Genomic DNA, 20,874 nt, shown 5'->3' with positions numbered 1-20,874 from the left:
TTCGGTCCCGAACCGGACAATCGGTGTGACGAGGGGCAGCATGCCGAACGACTCCATCCGCCACGTTGCCGCCGCAGGATGGCTGATCATCGCGCTATTTTTCGGCGGGATCGGAACCTGGGCAGTAACCGCGCCGCTCAACGGCGCGGTGGTCGCCAACGCGGTCGTCAAGGTCGACGGCAACCGCAAGAGCGTCCAGCACCTCGATGGGGGCATCGTCAAGGAACTGCACGTCAGGGAAGGCGAGCGGGTGCTCGCCGGCGACTTGTTGATCGTGCTCGACGAGACTCAGGCTCGCGCCGAGTACGACGTGCTTAGCCAGCAATATGTCGTGCTTCGCGCAACCGAGGCGCGGTTATTGACTGAGCTCGATCACGGATCTGAGCTGGTGATGCCGAACGATCTCAGGGCTCGGTCCGAGGACCCGTACCTGAAGAGTGTCTGGAATGGCCAGGTCAGCCAGTTCGAAAGTCGTTGGAAGGCGCTCGACGGCCAGCGAAGTGTGATCAGGGAAAAGATCAATCAGCTTGGCTCCCAAATCGTTGGAGCGAATGCGCAGGTCAAATCGTTTACGGATCAGATCGAATCCGTCCGCAATGAGGCAAGGGACATTGCGCCACTCGTCGAACGCGGCCTGATCGCACGTCCGCGTATTCTGCAGCTTGAGCGCACCGCTTACGGTCTGGAAGGCCAGATCGCCGATACGAATGCCAATATCGCCAAGGCCCGGCAGGCGATTGCCGAGCAGGAGCAGCAGACTGCCCAACTCGACAACGATCGAATGACCGACGTCACCAAGGATCTGCGCGATACCCAGGCCAAACTGTTGGAGGTGATCCCGAAGGCGCTGAGCGCCAAGGCCGTGTTGAGCCGTATGGAAATTCGCGCGCCATATAGCGGCCGGGTGGTGGGACTCAACGTGTTCTCGGTGGGAGGCGTGATCCAGCGCGGCGACAAGATCCTGGACATCGTGCCGGATGAGGATTCACTCACGATTGAGGCGCAGGTTTCCGTGGAAGATATCAGTGACGTGCATCCGAACACTCGCGCCGAGGTGCACCTTACCGCCTATAAGCAGCGCATCGTGCCGATCATTCATGGCGATGTCATTCAGGTCTCGGCTGACCGCTTGACCGATCCCAAGACCAACAACCCCTACTACTCGGCATTCGTTCGCATCGATCAGGAGGAGCTAGCGGCCATGCCCAACATCCGGCTCTATCCCGGGATGCCTGCGACCGTGATGGTTCCAACCGTGCAGCGAACAGCTTTTGAATACATCGTCGGGCCGCTCGCGATGTCGTTCAACCAGGCGTTCCGGCAAAAGTGAGAGTAGATAGCGAAGATCAGGGCACGAGAGGTCAAGCGGCGATCGGGTCAACGACCGATCAGGCCGATCTGTGCCGTCCAAGCGTCACGATACGCGGCTAGGCCGGCGATCGGGGCTATGGGGATGGGCGTCGGCGCCGCGATGGGGTAGGGGGGCGGCCATTGCGCAAGCATTGCGGCGCCGCGTGCCGTGCCTGCGGCGTCTTCCGCCGCAAAGACGCGCTGCGTCTGTCGTAACGCGCCGAGCGTCTGACAGAAGGGAAGATTGCCGGCGAAGGTACCCTCCACGATGAGATCGCCGCTGGCTGCTCCCATGCGCGTCAGCATCAGATCGCTGACCAGAGCGCAATAGAGCGTTGCAAGCGCGGTTCGATCGCACGCGGCGACTTCGCCGCGGATCACGCCTTTGGTCGTCGCATAAGGTCCGCCATGGCCGCAGAAGCAGGGTAGGGCAATCGCGCCCGAGGCGATGACGCGCTCGATCGCGTCAAGATCGGGATTGCCGCCGCCACCCGCGATGGCGGCGTATTCGCGTCCGCCCATGAAGCGTCCGCAGGCGATGGGTCGGCCCAGCGCGTCGACGTTGGCGAGCGTGTCGTCGCGAGGATCGAGCTGATCGAGCGAAAGGCCCACGCACATCAGGATCACCCAGGTGCCGGTCGACAACACGGTGAACGGCGCCTGGCGCGAGACGAGGTAGGGCAGAAGCGAAGCATTGGAATCGTGGATACCGCAGAAGACTTGCGTTTCGGGCGCAAGTCCAGTTACGGCGGCGATTTCGCCCTTAATCGGACCAAGCGGATTGAAGGCGCGCCGCAATGGCGGCAGCAGGTGGTCGACGCCGAGCGCTTTGACGAGGCTCGAGACCTGACCCTGCCGCGGCGCCCAGAGATCAGTATGGGCGCCGAGGGTAGTGACTTCAGAGACAGCGGCGCCAGCCAGGCGCCAGGTCCAATATTGCGGATAGCCAACGAAATACCTCGCTTTGGCGAAGAGGTCCGGACAACGCCACTTCTGATAGGCGAGCTGCCGGCCGAGATTAAGGCCGGCCGGTAATTTCGGCGACAGGCTCTCCGAGAAAGGCGGCCGTAGCCTGGCATAGTCGGGCTCGATCACTTCTACGCCGGTGAATTCGTAGTCCATGACCGGCGCGGCGAGTTCGCTCTCGCTGATCAAAGCGCCGGCAGCGCCATGTGCGGTTGGAACGATCGCACTGATCCGATGCGTGCGTGCGGCCTCACGAAGCGCATCGAGGAAGAAGTTCCACGCGCTCTCAACATCTTCGTGCGGATAGGGCGGGCTCGGCAGAACGTGGTTGGGTGCCGACTTTTCCCAGAGAAGTCGGCCGTCGTCGAACAAGGCAAGCTTTACGTTGGTCTTGCCGATGTCAAGGACTGCGACCGTCTGGCTCATGGTCAAGCTCAAGGCAGATTATCTCGACAAGCAACTCACCACCGACTCATGGCCGGCTTCACGGCAACGACAACGAGTGCCAGAAGTGTGTCGCCCGGCCGTGTTCTGCGGCCGGGCGACGAGTCCAAATCAGAAATCGAAGTCCTTGATGTTCTGCTTCGTGAAGACGAAGGGTGAGCCAAGCAGGATCTCGCTGCCATTCACCACGGTCAGCTTGCCGAGCTTGCCCGCGTCCACCGAGGTCGCGCCGGGCTTCAGGCTGCCGTCGACGACGGCACGCATCACGTAGGTCGCGGCATAGCCGAGATCGACCGGATTCCACAGCACGACCGACTTGACGCAGTCCGCGTTGACATACGGCTTCATCGCGTTGGGCGTGGCGAGGCCAACCACCGCGACCTTGCCGCAGAGCTTGGCCTTGGTCACGGCTTCCGCCGAAGCAGGTGTCGCGACCGATGTCATGCCGAACAGGCCAGCCAGCTTGTCGCCATGCTTGTTGATCAGTGTCGTCGCCTGGTTGAAGGACAAATTGTTGTCTTCCTGCGCCTCGACCGTTTCGAGCCATGTCAGCTTGGGGTGACACTTCTGCGCGTACGCCCACATTTCGGCGATCCAGCGTGCCTGGTTCGGCGTCGTGAAGGTCGAGGTGACGATCGCGAAGCTCTTGTCCTCGCCGGCCTCCTTGGCCATCGAGTCGATCATCGCCTTGGCGATGCCGTTGAACTCGGCCTGGTTGACGAACCATTCGCGCGCATCCGGCGTCGAGTTGGCGTCATAGCCGACGACATGGATGCCCTTCGACAGCGCCTTCTTCAGGACCGGCGCGATCGCCACCGGATCGTTGGCGGCAAAGAGAATGCCGTCGACGCCGCTGGTGATGTAATTGTCGATGAACTTGATCTGCTCATCGATCTTGGCTTCGGTCGGTCCGTCGGTCTTTACCGTGACATTGCCGAGCGCCTTGGCGGCGTCCTGCATGCCTTTCGATGTCGCGTTGAAATAACCGATGCCGATCAACTTCGGCACGTCGACCAGCGTGATCGGTTTGCCGGCCTTGTCGGCCGCATTGGTTGGCCGGCCGCCGTCATAAGGCTTGGCCGCGGGCGCGGCGTTGGTCTCGCCAGCCGAACAGGCAAGCGGATTGACCGGCAGGTCGTCCGCGCCGTCCCATCTCTTGTCCGCCGCCGAGGCCGTTCCGGCCAGCAGTGTCACGCCGAGAAATGTAGCAGCTAATCCGAGTTTCATTTTGTTTTCCTCCCATGTTGAAGGCCGCTTTTTCGCGGCCAGACATTCATCAAACGCCCTCACGTCGCCGCTGGAGCGTACTCGCCACAAGAGTTGAAAGGATGAGCACCGTGCCGATGACTACGATCGTCGCGTCGCCCTTGACGCCAGTCAGGGCCAGCCCGTTTTTCAAGAGCTGGATCATCGCCAAGCCGACCACTGTGCCCCAGATCGTGCCGACGCCTCCAAATATGCTGGTGCCGCCGAGCACCACCGCCGCGATCACGTCGAGTTCATAGCCGATCCCCATGTCCGAGCGGGTCGTGGTCACGCGCGAGACGAGAACACAGGCGGAAAGGCCGGCCAAGAGGCCCGATAGCGTGTAGATGATCAGCTTCACGCGATCGACCGGCAAACCAGAAAAGCGCGCGGCGGTCTCGTTGTTGCCGATAGCATAGAGCGTCCGGCCGAAAGTGGTGCGGTCGAGAACGATTGCCGAGACCACGATCGCGATCAGCAGGAGCCAGAGCTGAGCCGGCACGCCGAGGAGGTTTTCCTGTCCGATGAAGTAGAACCATTCCGGGTAGCCGCGCACCGAACGCGCCTGGCTGATCCCCTCGGCGAGCCCGCGGTAGAGGGCGAGCGTCGCGATCGTCGTGATCAGCGGAGGCACTTTCACCCTGGTGATGACGATCCCGTTGAGGAGCCCCGCCGCGGCGCCCACGAGCAGCGAGAAGCAGACCGCCATCGGCAAGGGAAAGCCGAAATTCTTCCAGGAATAGCCGAGCAGGATCGCGCAGAGCCCGACGATCGAGCCGACCGAGAGGTCGATGCCGCCGGTGATGATGATGAATGTCATCGGCAGCGCGATCAGCCCGACCTCGGTCGTCAGCCTGCCTTGATTGAGCAGATTGTCGAGCGTGAGGAAGCGGCTGTTCAAGCCGCCGAGCACGATTAACGCAATTAGCAGGATCACCGCGAGCATGGTCTCGTGGCGCAGCAGCCACCAGGGCACGACACGCTTGGCGCTGCTGGGAAGAGGGATTTCGCTCATGGCGCTCATGCTCCGGCCATGCGCCGGCGCCGCAGAATATCGGCGATCACGGTCACGAGGATGAGCACGCCCTGGACCGCGCGGATCCAGTAGGGCGAGACGTCGATGAAGACCAGCGCGCTGGCGATCTCGGCGATCAGTACGGCGGCAAGGGTCGAGCCGACCACCGTGCCGACGCCACCGAGGATGCTGACGCCTCCGACGACCGACGCGGTGATGATCGTCAGCTCGAGATTGGGCGGCACGGTCGACTGGATGACGCGCAACTGCGTCGCGTAGAGCAGGGCGGCCGCCCCGGCGAAGAAGCCGTGCAGCGCGAAGACCATCACGATCGTGCGCGGATGCGAAATGCCGCAGAGGCGCGCCGCTTCGGCGTTGCCGCCGACGGCGTAGATGGCGCGGCCCGGCGCCGAATAGCGCATCCACAACGCAGCCAGGATCGTCACCAGGATCATGAGAAAAACCGGAAACGGCAGCACACCGAAGAGTTCGATATCGGCGAGATGGAAACTGTCGGGCAGGTCGGTGATCCATTTGCCTCCGGTGACGCTGATGAGGCCGCCTTTGAGGATCGACAACATGCCCAGCGTAACCACGATCGCGGGAATGCGCAGATAGGCGATGATCACGCCCTGCAACGCCATCACGAGGATGCCGGCAACGAGCGCTGCCAGCCAGGCTATCACGATCGGCGCGCCGTGCACGGCCAGAGTGCCGCTGATCGTCGCCAGGACGCCGATCAGCGCGCCAACGGAAATATCGATGTTGCCGGAGACGATCACCATCGACATGCCGACTGCAGCGACCGCGATATAGGCGTTGCCGAGCAGCACATCGGACAGGTTGCGCGCCGCCAGAAAGCGCGGATTGTAGAGGCCGACGACGATGGCTAGGCCGATCACCGCAATCGCGAGCAAAGCCTCCTGCGAGGCAAGGACCCTCAACCACCGCCGCGGATCAGCCTCGGCACCTGCTAAGGTCACCGCCGTCATGCCGCTTTCTCCGCGTTTTCATGACTGCCCATCATCGCTGCGCCGATCGACTGCTGGGTTGCTTCTTCGCGCTGGAATTCGGCAACGATACGGCCTTCGCGCATCACGAGCACGCGGTCGCTCATGCCGAGCACCTCTGGCAGCTCGCTCGAAATCATTAGGATGGCGAGCCCCTGGGCCGCAAGCTCGCCCATCAGCCGATGGATCTCCGCCTTGGCGCCCACATCGATGCCGCGCGTCGGCTCGTCGAGGATCAATAGCTTCGGCGCATTGGCGAGCCATTTGCCGAGCACGATCTTCTGTTGATTGCCGCCGGAGAGCTTGCCCGCGGTCTGCTCGAGCGAGCTTGCCTTGACCGCAAAGCGCTTGACGCCGTCGCCAGCGAGCTTGCGCTCGGCGCCACGATCGATGAAGCCGCCGAATGCGACCTTGCCCAGCGCGGCGAGGCTGAAATTCTCGCGCACCGTCATCGGCCGCACCAGGCCCTGTGTGCCGCGATCCTCGGGAACATAGGCGACGCCTAAGGACCGTGCCTGCGCCGGCGAACGAATGTCGACCTTCTGTCCGGCGATCCGGATTTCGCCGCCATCGGCCGGTGTGACACCGAAAATGGTCTGCGCCAGCTCGCTGCGACCGGAGCCGACGAGACCAGCAAGGCCGACGATCTCGCCGGCGCGCACCGCGAGCGAGACGTTCTTCGTCAGCGGCCGTCGCTCGAGGTCCTTCACCTCCAGAACCGGCTTGCCGATCGGAACCGTGATTTTCGGGAACAGGCTTTCGATCCTGCGCCCGACCATCAGTTGCACGAGCTCGGGCGCGTCCGAGTCAGCGACGCGCTTGGTCGCGACATGTGCACCGTCGCGCAGCACCGTGACACGATCGGCAATCGCGAAAATCTCATCGAGCCGATGGCTGATATAGATCACGGCGACCCCGCGAGCCTTCAGCTTGCGCACGATATCGAAGAGCCGAGTCACGTCGTACTCGGTCAGGGCCGCGGTCGGCTCGTCCATGATCAGTATGCGGGCGTCCTGCGACAGCGCGCGCAGGATTTCGACGCGCTGGCGATTGCCGACGCTGAGGGAACCGACGACTCGGTCGGCTTGCAGGTCATGAATCTCAAGCGAAGCGAGCAGCGCATTCGTCCTTTCCTGCATCGCCCGCCAGTCGATCCGGCGGAGGCCCGTGCGCGGCGCGTGGCCCATGAAGATGTTCTCCGCGACGGTGAGCTCCGGAAACAGCAGCAGCTCTTGATAGATCGTGGCAATGCCTGCGCGCCGGGCATCGTCAGGCCGCGCGAGGTCGACCGCCTTGCCGTCCACGAGCACCTCGCCGCGATCGGGCGGAAACACGCCGGAAACGATCTTGATCAGCGTCGACTTGCCGGCGCCGTTCTCGCCGAGCAAGGCGTGGACCTCGCCCCTGGCGGCATCGAACGAGACGCCTGACAGCGCCCGCACGCCTGGAAAGGACTTCTCGATCGCGCGCACCGACAGAAGCGGCGCCGCGGAAGTTTCACAGTGCGCATCCGTTGTCATGGTCACGCCGCCGCATTGGTTTGAGCGCCCGCATCGACCACGACGACGCGGACACCGTGGCTGCGCAGCATGTCGAGTGCGTCGCCGGGCGCATCGGAATCGGTGATCAGAGTGTCGATGCGCGCGAGCGGGCAGACGACGAGGCTGCCGCGCGAGACGAATTTCGAGGAATCGGCCAGCACGATCAGCTTGTCGGCACGCTTCAGCAGTTTGGATTCGGCGCGCGCAAGCAGGGGGTCGCCCTCGATCACGCCGAGCGGACCGATCGAGATCGCACTCATGAACATCCGCGTCGCCGAATAATGCTGGATTGCATCCTCTTCAAAGGGCGAGACGATCATGCCCTGCTCACGATAGACCTCGCCACCCGGCAAGGCGACGCGGCATTTCGACGTGTGGATCAGCGCGTCGGCGAGCAAATAGGAATTGGTCAACACCTTAAGACGGCGCTCGCGCAGATAATCGCCCATCTGGTACGTCGTGGTGCCGCCATTGATGATGATCGTCTCACCATCGGTGCAGAGGGCGACCGCCGCTTTCGCAATGGCGCGCTTGGCGTCGATATTGAGCGTCTGGCTGACGTCGAAGGAGCGGGTGGCAAGGGAGAGCACGTCGCCCGGTGCGTTGGCGGTTTCCGGCAGGGCTTCGAGTCCGCCGTGCACCCTTATCGCGACGCCTTGCTCGGCGAGCCTGGCGAAATCGCGCCGGATCGAGGCTTCGGAGACGCCGGTCGCGCGACAAGCGTCGGCGATGCGCACCAGCGTCCGTTCCCGCAAGAGTGCCTTGATGACCTGCCAGCGTTCCCGCTCGTGCACGTCGCCCTCCCTTTTGCTTTTGCCCGTAAATAGGTCACGCCCTCGACCAGCGGTCAACTGCAAACCGTCAAATTCGCTCAATATCGCGCCGCATCAATCATATTGCGTCGCGATGATGAGCGTGGATGATTGACCGTGATTGAATGCCTGACGTAAGCTGCCTGAAGATAAAGCACAGGGAGAATGCCTAATGAGCGAGGTCGTCGCGGCCGCGCCCCTGCCAAATCTGTGGGAGGACGCGCTCGCCGCCGAGCTGGATGAGGCAGGCCAGTTGCTATACCGCTCGAACCTGCTCGGGGCCGATCTGCGCATCACCAATTTCGGCGGCGGCAACACCTCGGCCAAGATCGAGATGAAAGATCCGCTGACGCGCGCGAAAATGCGCGTGCTTTGGGTCAAGGGGTCAGGCGGCGACCTCGGCTCGATGAAGCGCGACGGTTTCGCGACCTTGTACCTCGACAAGCTCGAGAGCTTGAAAGGCCTCTATCGCGGCCTCGCTCATGAGGACGAGATGGTCGTCTTGTTCAATCACTGCACCTTCGATCTCAATCCGCGCGCGAGTTCGATCGATACGCCCTTGCACGCCTTCGTGCCGCACCGGCATGTCGATCACGTCCATGCCGACGCGGTCATCGCCATTGCCGCCTCAGTCGACGCTGAGCGTCTGACCCGCGAAGTGTTCGGCGGCAAGCTCGGGTTTCTGCCGTGGCAGCGGCCGGGCTTCGATCTCGGCCTGAAACTCGGCGAGATGGCCGCTCGCCATCCCGACTATGTCGGCGTCGTTCTCGGCGGCCATGGGCTCTTCACCTGGGCCGAGACATCGAAAGCCTGTTATGAGATGACCTTGCGCGTGATTCAGCAGGCTGCCGATTGGCTTGCTGCGCATGAGCAGAAGCCGGCCTTCGGCGGCGCCAAGGTCCAAACGGCCTCGCCGGAAAAACGTCGTGCGGTCGCGGCCAGGCTGATGCCGCTGATCCGCGGCAAGATCTCCGCGGACGAGCGCAAGATCGGCCATTTCACCGATGCTCCGGAGGTGCTGGAATTCGTCAACTCCAGCGCGCTGACGAAACTGGCGCCGCTTGGCACCTCCTGTCCGGATCACTTTCTTCGCACCAAGATCCGGCCGTTGCTGCTGCCCTACGACCCCGTGCGCGACAATCTCGATGAGGTGATCACCGGTCTCGACCACGTGTTCGCCGCTTACCGGCAAGACTACGCCGCCTATTACGATCGCTGCAAACATCCGGACTCGCCGGCCATGCGTGATCCCAACGCGGTCGTGTATCTTGTGCCGGGGATCGGCATGTTCACCTTTGCCAAGGACAAGGCGACGGCGCGCGTTGCGGCCGAGTTCTACGTCAACGCGATCAACGTCATGCGCGGCGCCTCGGGCGTCAGCGCCTATGTCGGTCTCGCCGAGCAGGAGGCCTTCAATATCGAATATTGGCTGCTGGAAGAGGCCAAGCTCCAGCGCATGCCAAAGCCGAAATCGCTCGCCGGGCGGATCGCCTACGTGACCGGCGGTGCCGGCGGCATTGGCGGGGCGACTGCGCAGCGGCTGCTGGGCGAAGGCGCTTGCCTCGTCGTTGCCGATATCGACGAGAAGGCGCTCAGCGAGCGCGTTGCGGCGATTACGACGCGCCACGGCCGCGACGCGGCGATCGGCGTGAAGCTCGATGTGACCGACGAGGCAGCGGTGGTCGCCTCGTTCGAGGAGACCTCGCGTGCCTTTGGCGGCGTCGACATCGTCGTCTCGAATGCCGGCATCGCTTCGGCTTCGCCTGTCGAGGATACGAGTCTTGGACTGTGGCAGAAGAACATGGACATTCTCGCCACGGGCTATTTCCTCGTCTCGCGCGAGGCGTTCCGGCTGATGCAGCGCCAGAACATCGGCGGCGCCATCATCTTTGTTGCCTCGAAGAACGGCCTTGCCGCTTCGGCAGGCGCCTCGGCCTATTGCGCCGCCAAGGCGTCGGAAATCCATCTCGCCCGCTGCCTGGCGCTGGAGGGCGCGGCGCATGGCATCCGCGTCAACACGGTCAACCCGGATGCGGTGCTGCGCGGCTCGAAGATCTGGGAAGGCGAGTGGCGCCAGCAGCGTGCGGCGTCCAACAAGGTTGCGGAAGACCAGCTTGAAGAAGTCTACCGTCAGCGTTCGATGCTCAAGCTGTCGGTTTTTCCCGAGGATATCGCCGAGGGTGTTTACTTCTTCGCATCCGACCTTTCAGCCAAATCGACCGGCAACATCCTCAATGTCGACGCCGGCAACGCCCAGGCCTTCACGCGATGAGCACGCCCTTCTCGATTAGCGCGGAGTTCATCGCCGACCACAACGCGCGGCTCGAAAGCGCGACCACCGAAGACTACGACGGACTGAAGCGCGCACTGGCGCGGCACGGGATCGACGCCGACGCTCTGGTGCAGAAGGTCATGTCCTTCGGCGTCGCCATTCCGACCTGGGGCGTCGGCACAGGGGGTACACGGTTTGCTCGCTTTCCGGGGCCTGGCGAGCCGCGCAGTGTCTACGAGAAGATCGACGATTGCGCCGTGATTCAGCGATTGGCGCGGGCGACTCCGGCCATCTCGCCGCACATTCCGTGGGACAAGGTCGACGACTATGCCAGCTTGCGCGAACAGGCCGCGACGCACGGCCTCGCCTTCGACGCGGTCAACTCCAACACGTTCCAGGATCAACCGGGGCAGGGGCTATCATACAAGTTCGGCTCGCTGTCGCATACCGATGCGCGTGTGCGCGCTCAAGCGGTCGCACACAATCTCGAATGCATTGAGATCGGCCGCAAGCTCGGCTCCAAAGCGTTGACCGTCTGGATCGCCGACGGCTCGAACTTTGCCGGCCAATCGAATCTGACCAAGGCGCTCGACCGCTATATCGACGCAATGCGCGAGATCGTCGCGGCACTGCCTGCCGACTGGCGGGTGTTCATCGAGCACAAGCTTTACGAGCCGGCATTCTACTCGACCGTGATCCCCGATTGGGGCACGAGTTTCTCCGTCGCGCAGGAGCTCGGGCCCAAGGCGTATTGCCTTGTCGATCTCGGCCATCATGCGCCGAACGTGAATATCGAGCAGATCGTCGCCCGGCTCGTTCGCTTCAAGAAGCTCGCGGGCTTCCATTTCAATGATTCAAAATATGGCGACGACGATCTCGACAGCGGCTCGGTCGAGCCGTTCCGGCTGTTTCTCGTCTTCAACGAGCTGATCGACGCCGAGCGACGCAAGGCGGAAGGCTTCGCGCCCGCTTATATGATTGATCAGTCGCATAACGTGACCGATCCGATCGAGAGCCTGATGCAATCGGCGATCGAGTTGCAGCGCGCCTATGCGCAGGCTCTGATCGTCGATCGCGCGGCACTCGAAGCGGCGCAAGAGGCCAATGACGCACTCGGTGCCCATCTCGAATTGAAGCGCGCCTTCACGACCGACGTCTCGCCGCTGCTCGCCATCGCCCGCCTGCGTGCCGGTGGTGCGATCGCGCCGATCTCGGCGTATCGCGCATCCGGCTATCGGGCGCAAAAGGCGAAGGAGCGTCCTGCCATCGCCGGGACGTCGGCAGGAATTGTGTAGAGCATGATCCGGAGAGTGTGAAGCGGTTCTCCCTCGCGACAAACGCGGAACGCGTTTGCGCGGAGATCATGCTCAAACAACAGTTTCCTTTCTTCCGCGGTCAGAGCTTCCGCAGCGCCAGGCCGCCATCGATGTGGATGACGTCTCCCGTGGAATAGCCGAGTTGGCCTGTCGCCAGAGTGGCGACGGCCTTTCCGATATCCTCGGGCTCGCCCCAACGCTTGATAGGCGTGAGACCCTCGCCAATGAGCCGGTCGTACTTGTCCTTGGCAACTGCGGTCATCTGCGTTCGAATGATCCCTGGCCGAAGCTCGTAGGAGCCGATGCCGTGATCGGCAAGCCGGATAGCGAAAAGCCGGGCCATCATGGACAAACCCGTCTTGGAGACGCAGTACTCGCCGCGGTCAGTCGAGGCGAATTCGGCATTGATCGACGAGATCGTGATGATGCTGCGAAAGTGCTGCGATTGCGCGCCGATCATCCTCCGCGCGACCTCCTGGGTCAGGAAGAGGGGGCCGCGCAGGTTGATCCTCATCACGCGGTCATAGCTTTCCGGCGTCATCTTCAAGAGATCGTCGCGGACGCTAACGGATACACCAGCATTGTTGACGAGGCAGTCGATGCCGCCAAAGGCATTCCATGCTTCGTCTACGAATTGCTGGTGCTGCTCGAGCTGCGAAATATCCATCGCGATGGCGCTTGCATCCCCGCCTGTTTCGCGGATGGCGGCCACCGTCTCGTCGAGATCTTTCGAGCCAGGAAGATCATTCACGATGATCGAGAAGCCGGCTTGCGATAACGCGAGCGCGATGGCGCGGCCGATGCCGCGCCCCGCCCCCGTCACCAAGGCGCTAGGTCGTCGCTGATCGCCCATATCGGTTTCCTCCCATGCGCTCGAGCCCGGTGAACGGGCATCAGTTTCATTTGGAACGTTCTATAGTATGAAGGTTAGGACGTTCGAGACCAAGATTCCGCATTCGCCACAATTTCAGCCCTTGCGTGTTGGGAAGAATGGGAGTATTGGAACGTTCCAAAATATCGGAGGTTCGCGAAGGACATGGCGCGTGCGGGGCACAAGGCTCGTGCGGTGACGATCCTCGACATTGCCGAGTCGGCAGGCGTGTCGAAGTCGACGGTATCGCTTGTGCTCAAGAGAAGCCCTCTCGTCAAAGAGGAGACGCGCCAGCGCGTGGCAGGGGCGATGGACGCCCTCGGTTATGTCTACAATCGCGGTGCTGCGAGCTTGCGGCGCGCGAGGGCCGACATTGTGGGGATGGTCATCAACGACCTGTCGAATCCGTTTTTCGCGGAGCTTGCCATCGGCATCGAGCGCGCCCTGCAAAACTCCGGCTTTGTTCCGTTCATCGCCAACACCGCCGAGAGCGTCGTCCGGCAGGCTGAGGTGGTGCGCTCGATGCGGGAGCATGGCGCCGCCGGCCTGATCCTCAGTCCGGCGCTCGATACCGACGTGGCGGAAATCTCGCGGCTCGAGGCGCGCGTGCCCATCGTGCTTGCGATCCGGCGGATCATCGGGGCCCGGGCCTCGCTGGTGGTTTCCGATAATCTGGCCGGTGCAACGCGGGCGACCGAGCATCTGATCGAACTCGGCCACCGCGATATTGCTTTCGTTGGCGGCGTTGGCCGGATGGTCGTCTTCCAGGATCGTGTCGCCGGGTTTTCGGGCGCCATGGAGAAGGCGCGACTTGCCGTCGAGCCCGCGCGGATCATCGAGAGCATGCCAACGAAGGATGGCGGCTTCGACGCCATGAAGCGCTTGCTGTCGACGGAGAGGCGGCCAACGGCGCTGGTTTGCTTTAACGACGTCGTGGCCATCGGCGCGATGTTGGCGATTGCACGACAGGGGCTGGCCGTCGGACGCGACGTTGCCGTCGTCGGTTTCGATGATACCGCCGAGGCCCGTCATGTCTCTCCCGCCCTGACCACTGTGTCGGTCGATGCCGGCAGTCTCGGAGAGCGCGCCGCGCAGATGCTGCTGAGGCAGATCAACGAGGGCGAGCGCCGTCTCGAGAGTTACGTGGGCGAAGCGCGGCTGGTCGTGCGAGAGAGCTGTGGAGCGACATTCAAACGGAGGATCGCATCTTGAGTGGCCTGCGTTGGGGATTGATCGGTGCTAGTACAATCGCGCGCGAGTGGATGATCGAGGCCATACGCGGAGCTGGCGGCGAGGTGGTGGCTGTGATGAGCAGCGACGCCGAACGGGCGCAGCGATTTGCCGGCGAAAACGGGATCGCGACAGCAATGTCGGATCTCGAGGCGCTGCTCGGGAGCGATATCGATGCAGTCTACATCTCGACAACGAACGAGCATCATTGTTCGCAGACGCTGGCCGCAGCTGCGGCCGGCAAGCACGTGCTGTGCGAGAAGCCGCTCGCGCTGAACTTGGCGGACGCAAGGCGGATGGTCGCGGCCTGCACTGCGGCAGGGGTGCAGATGGGAACGAACCATCATTTACGCAATGCGGCCACCCATCGCGCAATCCATGCGGCGATCAAGGCGGGCCACATCGGCAAGCCGCTGTTCGCCCGCGTGTTTCATGCGGTCTATCTTCCGCCCCACCTGCAGGGCTGGCGGATTGAGAGGCCGGGGGCGGGTGGTGGCGTCGTGCTCGATATCACCGTCCATGACGCCGACACCATGCGTTTTGTGCTCGACGAGAATCCTGTCGCCGTGACCGCGATGATGTCGCGGGGTGGCATGGGCCAGGCAGGTCTCGAAGACGGCGTTATGGGCGTGGTCCGTTTCGAAAGCGGGCTGATCGCCCAGTTCCACGACGCCTTCACGACCCGATACGCGGTGACCGGCTTCGAGGTCCACGGCGAAGAGGGGTCGCTGATCGGGACCGACTGCATGACCCAGCAGTCCAAAGGTGAAGTTCTGCTGCGGACGAAGGACGGCGAGAGGCAGCTCTCGATCGCGCACGAGAATCTCTATCTGCGGGCAGTGCGCCTGTTTGGCGACGCGGTGGCCGGCCGTGGGGCACCTTCTGCTACGGGCGAGGACGGGATCAAGTCCCTGAGCGTTGCGCTGTCGACGCGTGAGGCCGCGCGAACGGGGCACGAGATTCCCATCGATCTGGCGACCTGAGGCGAATATGGCACGAACGAAGGTCTTGACCGCTTCGGAGGCGGCCCATCTGATCCCCGACGGCGCCGTCGTGACGGTCTCTTCGTCGTCCGGGCTCGGCTGCCCGGATGCGGTGCTCGCCGCCATTGGCGCAAGATTTGATGCCGAGGGCCACCCGCGCAACTTGACGACGCTGCATCCGATCGCTGCCGGCGATATGTGGGGTGTCAAAGGCATCGATCACATCGCAAGGTCTGGATGCCTCAAGAAGGTCCTGGCAGGCTCTTATCCGTCCGGTCCTTCTTCAGCCGCTCCCCCTGCGATCTGGGAGATGATCTCGGGGAACGCCATTCCCGCCTACAACGTGCCGTCGGGAATCCTGTTCGACATGCATCGTGAAGCTGCTGCGAAGCGCCCGGGCGTGCTGACCAAGATCGGCATGGACACCTTCGTCGACCCGATGCGTGAAGGCTGCGCGATGAACGCCAAGGCCTCTGCCGAGCCGATCGTCAGTCGGGTGAACTTTGCCGGCGAGGACTGGCTATTCTTCCCGAGCATTATTCCGCAGGTTGCGATCATTCGCGCCACCACTGCGGACGAGCGCGGCAACCTTTCCTATGAGCACGAGGGCGGCATTCTCGGGCCGCTCGACCAGGCGCTGAGTGTGCGCAACAACGGCGGCCTCGTCATCGCGCAGGTCAAGCGCCTCGCGGCTGCTGGCACCTTGCGTCCTCACGACGTTGTCGTGCCCGGCGTGCTCGTCGACGCGATCGTCGTGGCACCTGACCAGCTCCAGACCACGAACACGCCCTATGAGCCCGCGATTTCCGGCGAGATCTTTCGGCCAATCGCCTCGTTCGAGACGCCAAAATTCGACGTCGGCAAGGCCATCGCGCGGCGCGTCGCGATGGAGCTTCGCGACGGCGACGCCGTCAACATCGGATTCGGCATTTCGGCCAACGTCCCGCGTATTCTGATCGAGGAAGGCCAGCACGGTGCGGTCACCTGGGTGATCGAGCAGGGCGCCATCGGCGGCATTCCGCTGCTCGATTTCCAATTCGGCTGCGCGTCCAATGCCGAGGCCATTGTCCAGTCGCCGCATCAATTCACCTATTTCCAGGGCGGGGGCTTCGACATGTCGCTGCTCTCCTTTTTGCAGATCGACCGCTCGGGGTCGGTCAATGTTTCGAAGCTCGGCCTTCGTCCCCATGTGACGGCCGGCGCCGGCGGCTTTGTCGACATCACGGCGCGAGCCAAGCGGATCGTGTTCTCCGGTTACTTCACCGCGGGCGCAGGCCTGGAGATCGCCGACGGCTCATTGCGGATTGCCAGGGAAGGGAAGGTCAGGAAGCTCGTCAACGAGGTCGAGCAGGTGTCCTTCTCGGGCAGGCGGGCGGTCGCGCAGGGGCAGGAGATCGTGTACGTCACCGAACGCTGCGTCTTGAGGCTCGAGCCCGAGGGCGTCAGCGTCGTCGAGATCGCGCCCGGTGTTGACTTGCAGCGCGACGTGCTTGCACAATCGGAATTCCCACTAAGAGTGGCGAGCAATCTGAAGTTGATGCCAGCCGTGCTGTTCCGTCCCGAACCGATTGGCCTCGAATTGCGGAGGGCAGCTTGAGCCCATTTGTCGAATTGACCTTCCAGGGATCGATCGCCCGTCTCGGCCTCAGGCGCCCCGACAAGCTCAATGCGCTTGATCGCGAGATGGTCGAGGCGCTCGGCGAGGCGGCGCGGGCCATCGAGGCTTCGCGTGAGACCCGGGTGGCGATCCTGTTCGGGGAGGGCAAGGCATTTTGCGCCGGCGGCGATATTGCGGCCTGGGGCGACTTGCCCGCGCTCGACATGTGGCGCGATTGGACGCGCGCAGGCCATCGCGCGTTCGAGGCGCTGGCGCGTCTGCGCGTGCCGCTCATTGCAGCACTCACCGGCCACGCCTTCGGCGGCGGACTTGAACTCGCCGCGGTGGCGGACGTGCGCATCGCCGAGCGGGGCATCAAGCTCGGACTTCCGGAGACTGGACTGGGCATGGCGCCAGGCTGGTCGGGAACGCAGCGTCTGGTTCGCCGCTTCGGGGCCTCGGTGGTGCGCCGCATGGCGCTCACGGGCCGTCTGTTCACGGCCGAAGAAGGCTGCGAGATTGGGCTGGTCGATGAAGTGACCGACGGCGGCCAAGCACTGGCGCGCGCCGAAAGCCTGGCGTCCGATGTTGCCTCGCGCGGCCCGCTTGCCGTGCAGATCGTCAAGGCCATGATCAACGCGGCGGAAGGGGAGGACAGTGATGCCCCCATTGAAGGGCTTGCCGGCGCGCTCACTGCCACGACCGATGATCTCGCCGAGGGCGTTACCGCCTTCAGGGGCAAGCGCGCCCCCCGTTTTGTTGGACACTAGGAAAGGAGCCTTGAAGGCGGGCCGCTGCTAGTGGGTTGGGCGGCAACCGCGGGACGACAACAAGAATAGAATTCAAGAGCCTCTCGAACAGGCTTCTCGAAACGGTGCCGGACCGCTTCCGGCAGGAAACGACCAAAAAGGGAAGGGACACGCGCATGAAGTTCCGCGCATTTCTGATCTCGACGGCCTTGACTGCCGTCACTATCAGCTATGGGACGCTGGCGCACGCGGCGGACGTCAAGGAAGTGCAGATGCTGCATTGGTGGACGTCAGGCGGCGAGGCAGCCGCGCTCGACGTCATCAAGCAGGCCGTCGCCAAACAGGGTTATGCCTGGAAGGATGTGCCGGTCGCCGGCGGCGGTGGTGGTGCGGCAATGACCACGCTGAAGGCCAATGTCGCCGCGGGTAATCCGCCGACGGCATCGCAGATCCTCGGCTACTACGCGCTCGAGTACGCCGAACAGGGTTCGCTCGCCGACATTTCGTCGCTTGCGAACAAGGACGGCTGGGACAAGGTCGTACCGGTTGCATTGCAGAAGTTTGCCAAGACCAACGGCAAGTGGGGTGCCGTTCCGATCAACATTCATTCCGTCAACTGGATCTGGCTAAACAAGGCCGTGATGGAGAAGATCGGCGGTACGGAGCCGAAGAGCTTCGATGAGTTTGTTGCGCTGCTCGACAAGGCCAAGAAGGCAGGCGTCATTCCGCTCGCACTTGGTGGCCAACCCTGGCAGGAGGCGACGATGTTCGATTCGGTCGTCGCGTCAACCGGCGGCACCGATTTCTACAAAAAGGCGTTCGTAGACCTCGACGAGGGCGCGCTCAAGTCCGACACGATGAAGAAGGCATTCGACAATCTTGCCAAGCTGCGTGACTACGTCGACCCGAACTACACCGGACGAGACTGGAACCTCGCGACCGCCATGGTGATCAAGGGCGATGCGCTCGTGCAGGTGATGGGCGACTGGGCCAAGGGCGAGTTCGCGGCAGCGCACAAGGAGGCTGGGAAGGACTACCTCTGCTACCGTTTCCCGGGCACGGACGGCTCGGTGTTCTATAACTCCGACATGTTCGCCTTCTTCAAGGTCCCGGCGGATCGCCAGGCGGCGCAGCTTGCACTCGCGCAGGTGACGATGAATCCTGACGTCCAGTCGGCGTTCAACGTCATCAAGGGCTCCGTCCCGGCGAGAACGGACGTTTCCGACGCCGCCTTCGACATATGTGGCAAGAAGGGCATCGCGGACGTCAAGGCGGCCAACGCAAAGGGAACGTTCTTCGGCTCGCTCGCCCAGAACTACGCCCAACCGCCGGCCATCGCGACGGCCTACTACGACGTCGTGACGAAGTTCATGCACGGTGGGATCAAGACGTCGGACATCGCTGTGACTGAGCTGGTGAAGGCAATCAACGCCGCCAAGTAGTGGCTCGGCGGCTCCTCTCCCGTTTGCGCTGCTCTGCAAACGGGAGAGGCTGTCGAAATGGAAGTCATCGCTACGCCTGCGTCGCCTTGGACTCGTCGCGGCGACGGGGCATGGCTTTCGGAGGATCATCATGACCGCAATGACCGAACGCGAGGCGGCAGCCGCGATGACCCGGCGCAAGCTCGGCCCGTCGCTGCGCGGGTGGTTCCAGGACTGGCTGCCACGGCTTGTGCTGGGGCCGTCATTCCTGCTCGTGCTGATCTTCGTCTATGGCTTCAACCTCTGGACCCTGTTCTTGTCGTTCACGAGTTCGAAGGCGTTTCCGACCACAAACCTCATCGGCTTTACCAACTACATGAGGCTGTGGGACTGGACCTTCGAGACCGATCCGCCGTCGAACTGGTACACCGCGCTCGTCAACATGGGTCTGTTCGGCGGCCTCTACATCTTTTTCTGCCTGTTCCTCGGCCTGTTGCTGGCGATCCTGCTTGATCAGAAGATTCGCGGCGAAGGCATTTTGCGGCCGATCTATCTCTATCCGTTGGCGCTGTCGTTCATCGTCACCGGCACGGCCTGGAAGCTATTCCTGGATCCGCGCATCGGACTCGAAAACGCCCTGCACGATTGGGGATGGAAAAGCTTCCATTTCGATTGGGTCGTCGATCCGAAGATGATGATCTATTGCGTCGCGATCGCCGGCATCTGGCAGAGCTCGGGCTTCGTCATGGCGATGTTTCTTGCAGGACTGCGCGGTGTCGACGGCGAAATCCTCAAGGCCGCGCAGATCGACGGCGCCTCCACCTACCAGACCTATCGCCGCATCGTCATTCCGATCATACGCCCGGTCTTCTTCTCGGCCCTGATCGTCCTGGCTCACATGGCGATCAAGTCGTATGACCTCGTGCTGTCGGTGACGGGCAAGAACCCCGGAGGGGCCGCCGAGCTGCCGTCAACCTTCATGTACTCCTATACATTCACCCGCAACCAGATGGCGATCGGATCGGCCAGCGCGGTGATCATGCTGATGACGATCGCGGCGATTATGGTCCCCTACATCTACTCGGAAACCAGGGAGCAGAACCGATGAGCGCCGCCGATCTGGTCACGTCAGCGCCAGCGCGCCGTGGTCCCGGCCATTCTCGGACGACTCGCATCGTCATCTATGGCCTGCTCCTGCTGTTTGCGCTCGTCTACCTCGTGCCGCTCCTCGTCATGGTGATGACGTCCCTCAAGCCGCTGGACGAGGTCACCGGCGGCAACATGTTCGCTCTCCCGCGGCACCTGACGTTCGCGCCCTGGTCCGTGGCATGGGGCGAGGCACGCATCGGGGTATCGGACACGCGCGGGATCAGCGGCTATTTCTTCAACTCGGTGAAGATGGTCGTGCCGGCCGTCCTGATCTCGACTCTGCTCGGTGCATTGAACGGCTATGTCCTCACCAAGTGGAGCTTTCCTGGCCACAAGCTTGTGTTCGGGATGATGCTGTTCGCATGCTTCATCCCGTTCCAGTCGGTCATCATCCCGATGGCCGTGATCCTCGGTATGCTCGGCCGCGTCGGTGTCGATCTGGCTGACTTGACAGGCTGGTCGTTCGGTCTCGGCAACGCGACGGTCAATCTGGTGATCGTGCACGTCATCTATGGCCTGGGATTCACGACCCTGTTCTTCCGCAACTATTACGCGGCGTTTCCGTCCGAACTTATCAAGGCCGCCATGATCGATGGCGCGAGCTTTTTCCAGATCTTCCGCCGGATCCTGCTGCCGAACTCCACGCCGATCATCATCGTCACCGTGATCTATCAGTTCACCAATATCTGGAACGATTTCCTGTTCGGCTCGACCTTTGCGGCCGGCGATACCGCGCCCATGACGGTCGCGCTCAACAATCTCGTCAACACCTCGACCGGCGTGGTCGAATACAACGTCAACATGGCGGCTGCGATCATCGCCGCCGCACCGACGCTGCTCGTCTATGTCATTGCCGGTCGATATTTTGTCCGCGGCCTGATGGCTGGCGCCGTAAAGGGATGA

General features: G+C 62.8%; 17 protein-coding genes. 10 read left to right on the top strand and 7 right to left on the bottom strand.

The annotated features are described in order from the left end of the window. Positions 1–40 precede the first annotated feature (40 nt). Complete coding sequence (locus QA640_RS27035) at positions 41–1,330, top strand: HlyD family type I secretion periplasmic adaptor subunit (protein ID WP_283035939.1); 1,290 nt, start codon at positions 41–43, stop codon at positions 1,328–1,330. A 47-nt stretch (positions 1,331–1,377) separates the two neighbouring features. Here the strand turns inward: QA640_RS27035 and QA640_RS27030 are convergent, their stop codons facing one another. The 6 genes from QA640_RS27030 to QA640_RS27005 form a co-directional block, all read right to left on the bottom strand. Continuing rightward, positions 1,378–2,742 (bottom strand): sugar kinase, encoded by a 1,365-nt coding sequence (locus QA640_RS27030; protein WP_283035938.1) that lies wholly within the window; start codon positions 2,740–2,742, stop codon positions 1,378–1,380. Positions 2,743–2,871: 129 nt separating this feature from the next. Continuing rightward, positions 2,872–3,987 carry a substrate-binding domain-containing protein gene (locus tag QA640_RS27025; RefSeq protein WP_283035937.1) on the bottom strand — a complete coding sequence of 372 codons (1,116 nt, stop codon included), beginning with the start codon at positions 3,985–3,987 and terminating at the stop codon, positions 2,872–2,874. 49 nt (positions 3,988–4,036) lie between these two features. Further along, positions 4,037–5,029: an ABC transporter permease gene (locus QA640_RS27020; protein WP_283035936.1), complete on the bottom strand. Its 993-nt coding sequence runs from the start codon at positions 5,027–5,029 to the stop codon at positions 4,037–4,039. Then, positions 5,026–6,012 (bottom strand): ABC transporter permease, encoded by a 987-nt coding sequence (locus tag QA640_RS27015; RefSeq protein ID WP_283035935.1) that lies wholly within the window; start codon positions 6,010–6,012, stop codon positions 5,026–5,028. The genes QA640_RS27020 and QA640_RS27015 overlap by 4 nt, the downstream gene beginning before the upstream one ends. Beyond that, positions 6,009–7,550, bottom strand: coding sequence for a sugar ABC transporter ATP-binding protein (locus QA640_RS27010; RefSeq protein WP_283035934.1), 1,542 nt, complete (start codon positions 7,548–7,550; stop codon positions 6,009–6,011). The genes QA640_RS27015 and QA640_RS27010 overlap by 4 nt, the downstream gene beginning before the upstream one ends. 2 nt (positions 7,551–7,552) lie before the next feature. Continuing rightward, positions 7,553–8,365: a DeoR/GlpR family DNA-binding transcription regulator gene (locus tag QA640_RS27005; RefSeq protein WP_283035933.1), complete on the bottom strand. Its 813-nt coding sequence runs from the start codon at positions 8,363–8,365 to the stop codon at positions 7,553–7,555. Between the two features lie 190 nt (positions 8,366–8,555). Here QA640_RS27005 and QA640_RS27000 point away from each other — a divergent pair, with 190 nt between their 5' ends. Both QA640_RS27000 and rhaI read left to right on the top strand, forming a co-directional pair. Next, on the top strand, positions 8,556–10,655 hold the full coding sequence (locus QA640_RS27000) for a bifunctional rhamnulose-1-phosphate aldolase/short-chain dehydrogenase (protein ID WP_283035932.1): 2,100 nt from the start codon (positions 8,556–8,558) through the stop codon (positions 10,653–10,655). Further along, entirely contained in the window at positions 10,652–11,950 is a 1,299-nt protein-coding gene (rhaI, locus tag QA640_RS26995; protein WP_283035931.1) for an L-rhamnose catabolism isomerase, read from the top strand. The genes QA640_RS27000 and rhaI overlap by 4 nt, the downstream gene beginning before the upstream one ends. Before the next feature lie 100 nt (positions 11,951–12,050). Here the strand turns inward: rhaI and QA640_RS26990 are convergent, their stop codons facing one another. After that, complete coding sequence (locus QA640_RS26990) at positions 12,051–12,824, bottom strand: 3-ketoacyl-ACP reductase (RefSeq protein ID WP_283035930.1); 774 nt, start codon at positions 12,822–12,824, stop codon at positions 12,051–12,053. A gap of 183 nt (positions 12,825–13,007) precedes the next feature. Between QA640_RS26990 and QA640_RS26985 the strand changes: the two genes are divergently transcribed. The 7 genes from QA640_RS26985 to QA640_RS26955 all read left to right on the top strand — a co-directional run bounded on the left by QA640_RS26985 (position 13,008) and on the right by QA640_RS26955 (position 20,874). After that, complete coding sequence (locus tag QA640_RS26985; RefSeq protein WP_283035929.1) at positions 13,008–14,054, top strand: LacI family DNA-binding transcriptional regulator; 1,047 nt, start codon at positions 13,008–13,010, stop codon at positions 14,052–14,054. A 50-nt stretch (positions 14,055–14,104) separates the two neighbouring features. Further along, positions 14,105–15,055, top strand: coding sequence for a Gfo/Idh/MocA family oxidoreductase (locus QA640_RS26980; protein WP_283042907.1), 951 nt, complete (start codon positions 14,105–14,107; stop codon positions 15,053–15,055). Between the two features lie 7 nt (positions 15,056–15,062). Further along, positions 15,063–16,652 carry an acyl CoA:acetate/3-ketoacid CoA transferase gene (locus QA640_RS26975; protein WP_283035928.1) on the top strand — a complete coding sequence of 530 codons (1,590 nt, stop codon included), beginning with the start codon at positions 15,063–15,065 and terminating at the stop codon, positions 16,650–16,652. After that, on the top strand, positions 16,649–17,422 hold the full coding sequence (locus tag QA640_RS26970) for an enoyl-CoA hydratase/isomerase family protein (protein ID WP_283035927.1): 774 nt from the start codon (positions 16,649–16,651) through the stop codon (positions 17,420–17,422). The genes QA640_RS26975 and QA640_RS26970 overlap by 4 nt, the downstream gene beginning before the upstream one ends. Before the next feature lie 155 nt (positions 17,423–17,577). Beyond that, positions 17,578–18,843 (top strand): ABC transporter substrate-binding protein, encoded by a 1,266-nt coding sequence (locus QA640_RS26965; RefSeq protein WP_283035926.1) that lies wholly within the window; start codon positions 17,578–17,580, stop codon positions 18,841–18,843. 139 nt (positions 18,844–18,982) lie between these two features. Continuing rightward, a complete protein-coding gene (locus QA640_RS26960) occupies positions 18,983–19,930 on the top strand; it encodes a sugar ABC transporter permease (protein ID WP_283042906.1) in 948 nt (315 codons plus the stop codon). Further along, positions 19,927–20,874 (top strand): carbohydrate ABC transporter permease, encoded by a 948-nt coding sequence (locus QA640_RS26955; protein ID WP_283035925.1) that lies wholly within the window; start codon positions 19,927–19,929, stop codon positions 20,872–20,874. The genes QA640_RS26960 and QA640_RS26955 overlap by 4 nt, the downstream gene beginning before the upstream one ends.

The organism is Bradyrhizobium sp. CB82, assembly GCF_029714405.1.
In the GTDB taxonomy this organism is placed as follows: Bacteria; Pseudomonadota; Alphaproteobacteria; order Rhizobiales; family Xanthobacteraceae; genus Bradyrhizobium.
The sequence above is the reverse complement of the archived record's forward strand: the minus strand, read 5'-3'. Positions and strand labels throughout refer to the sequence as shown.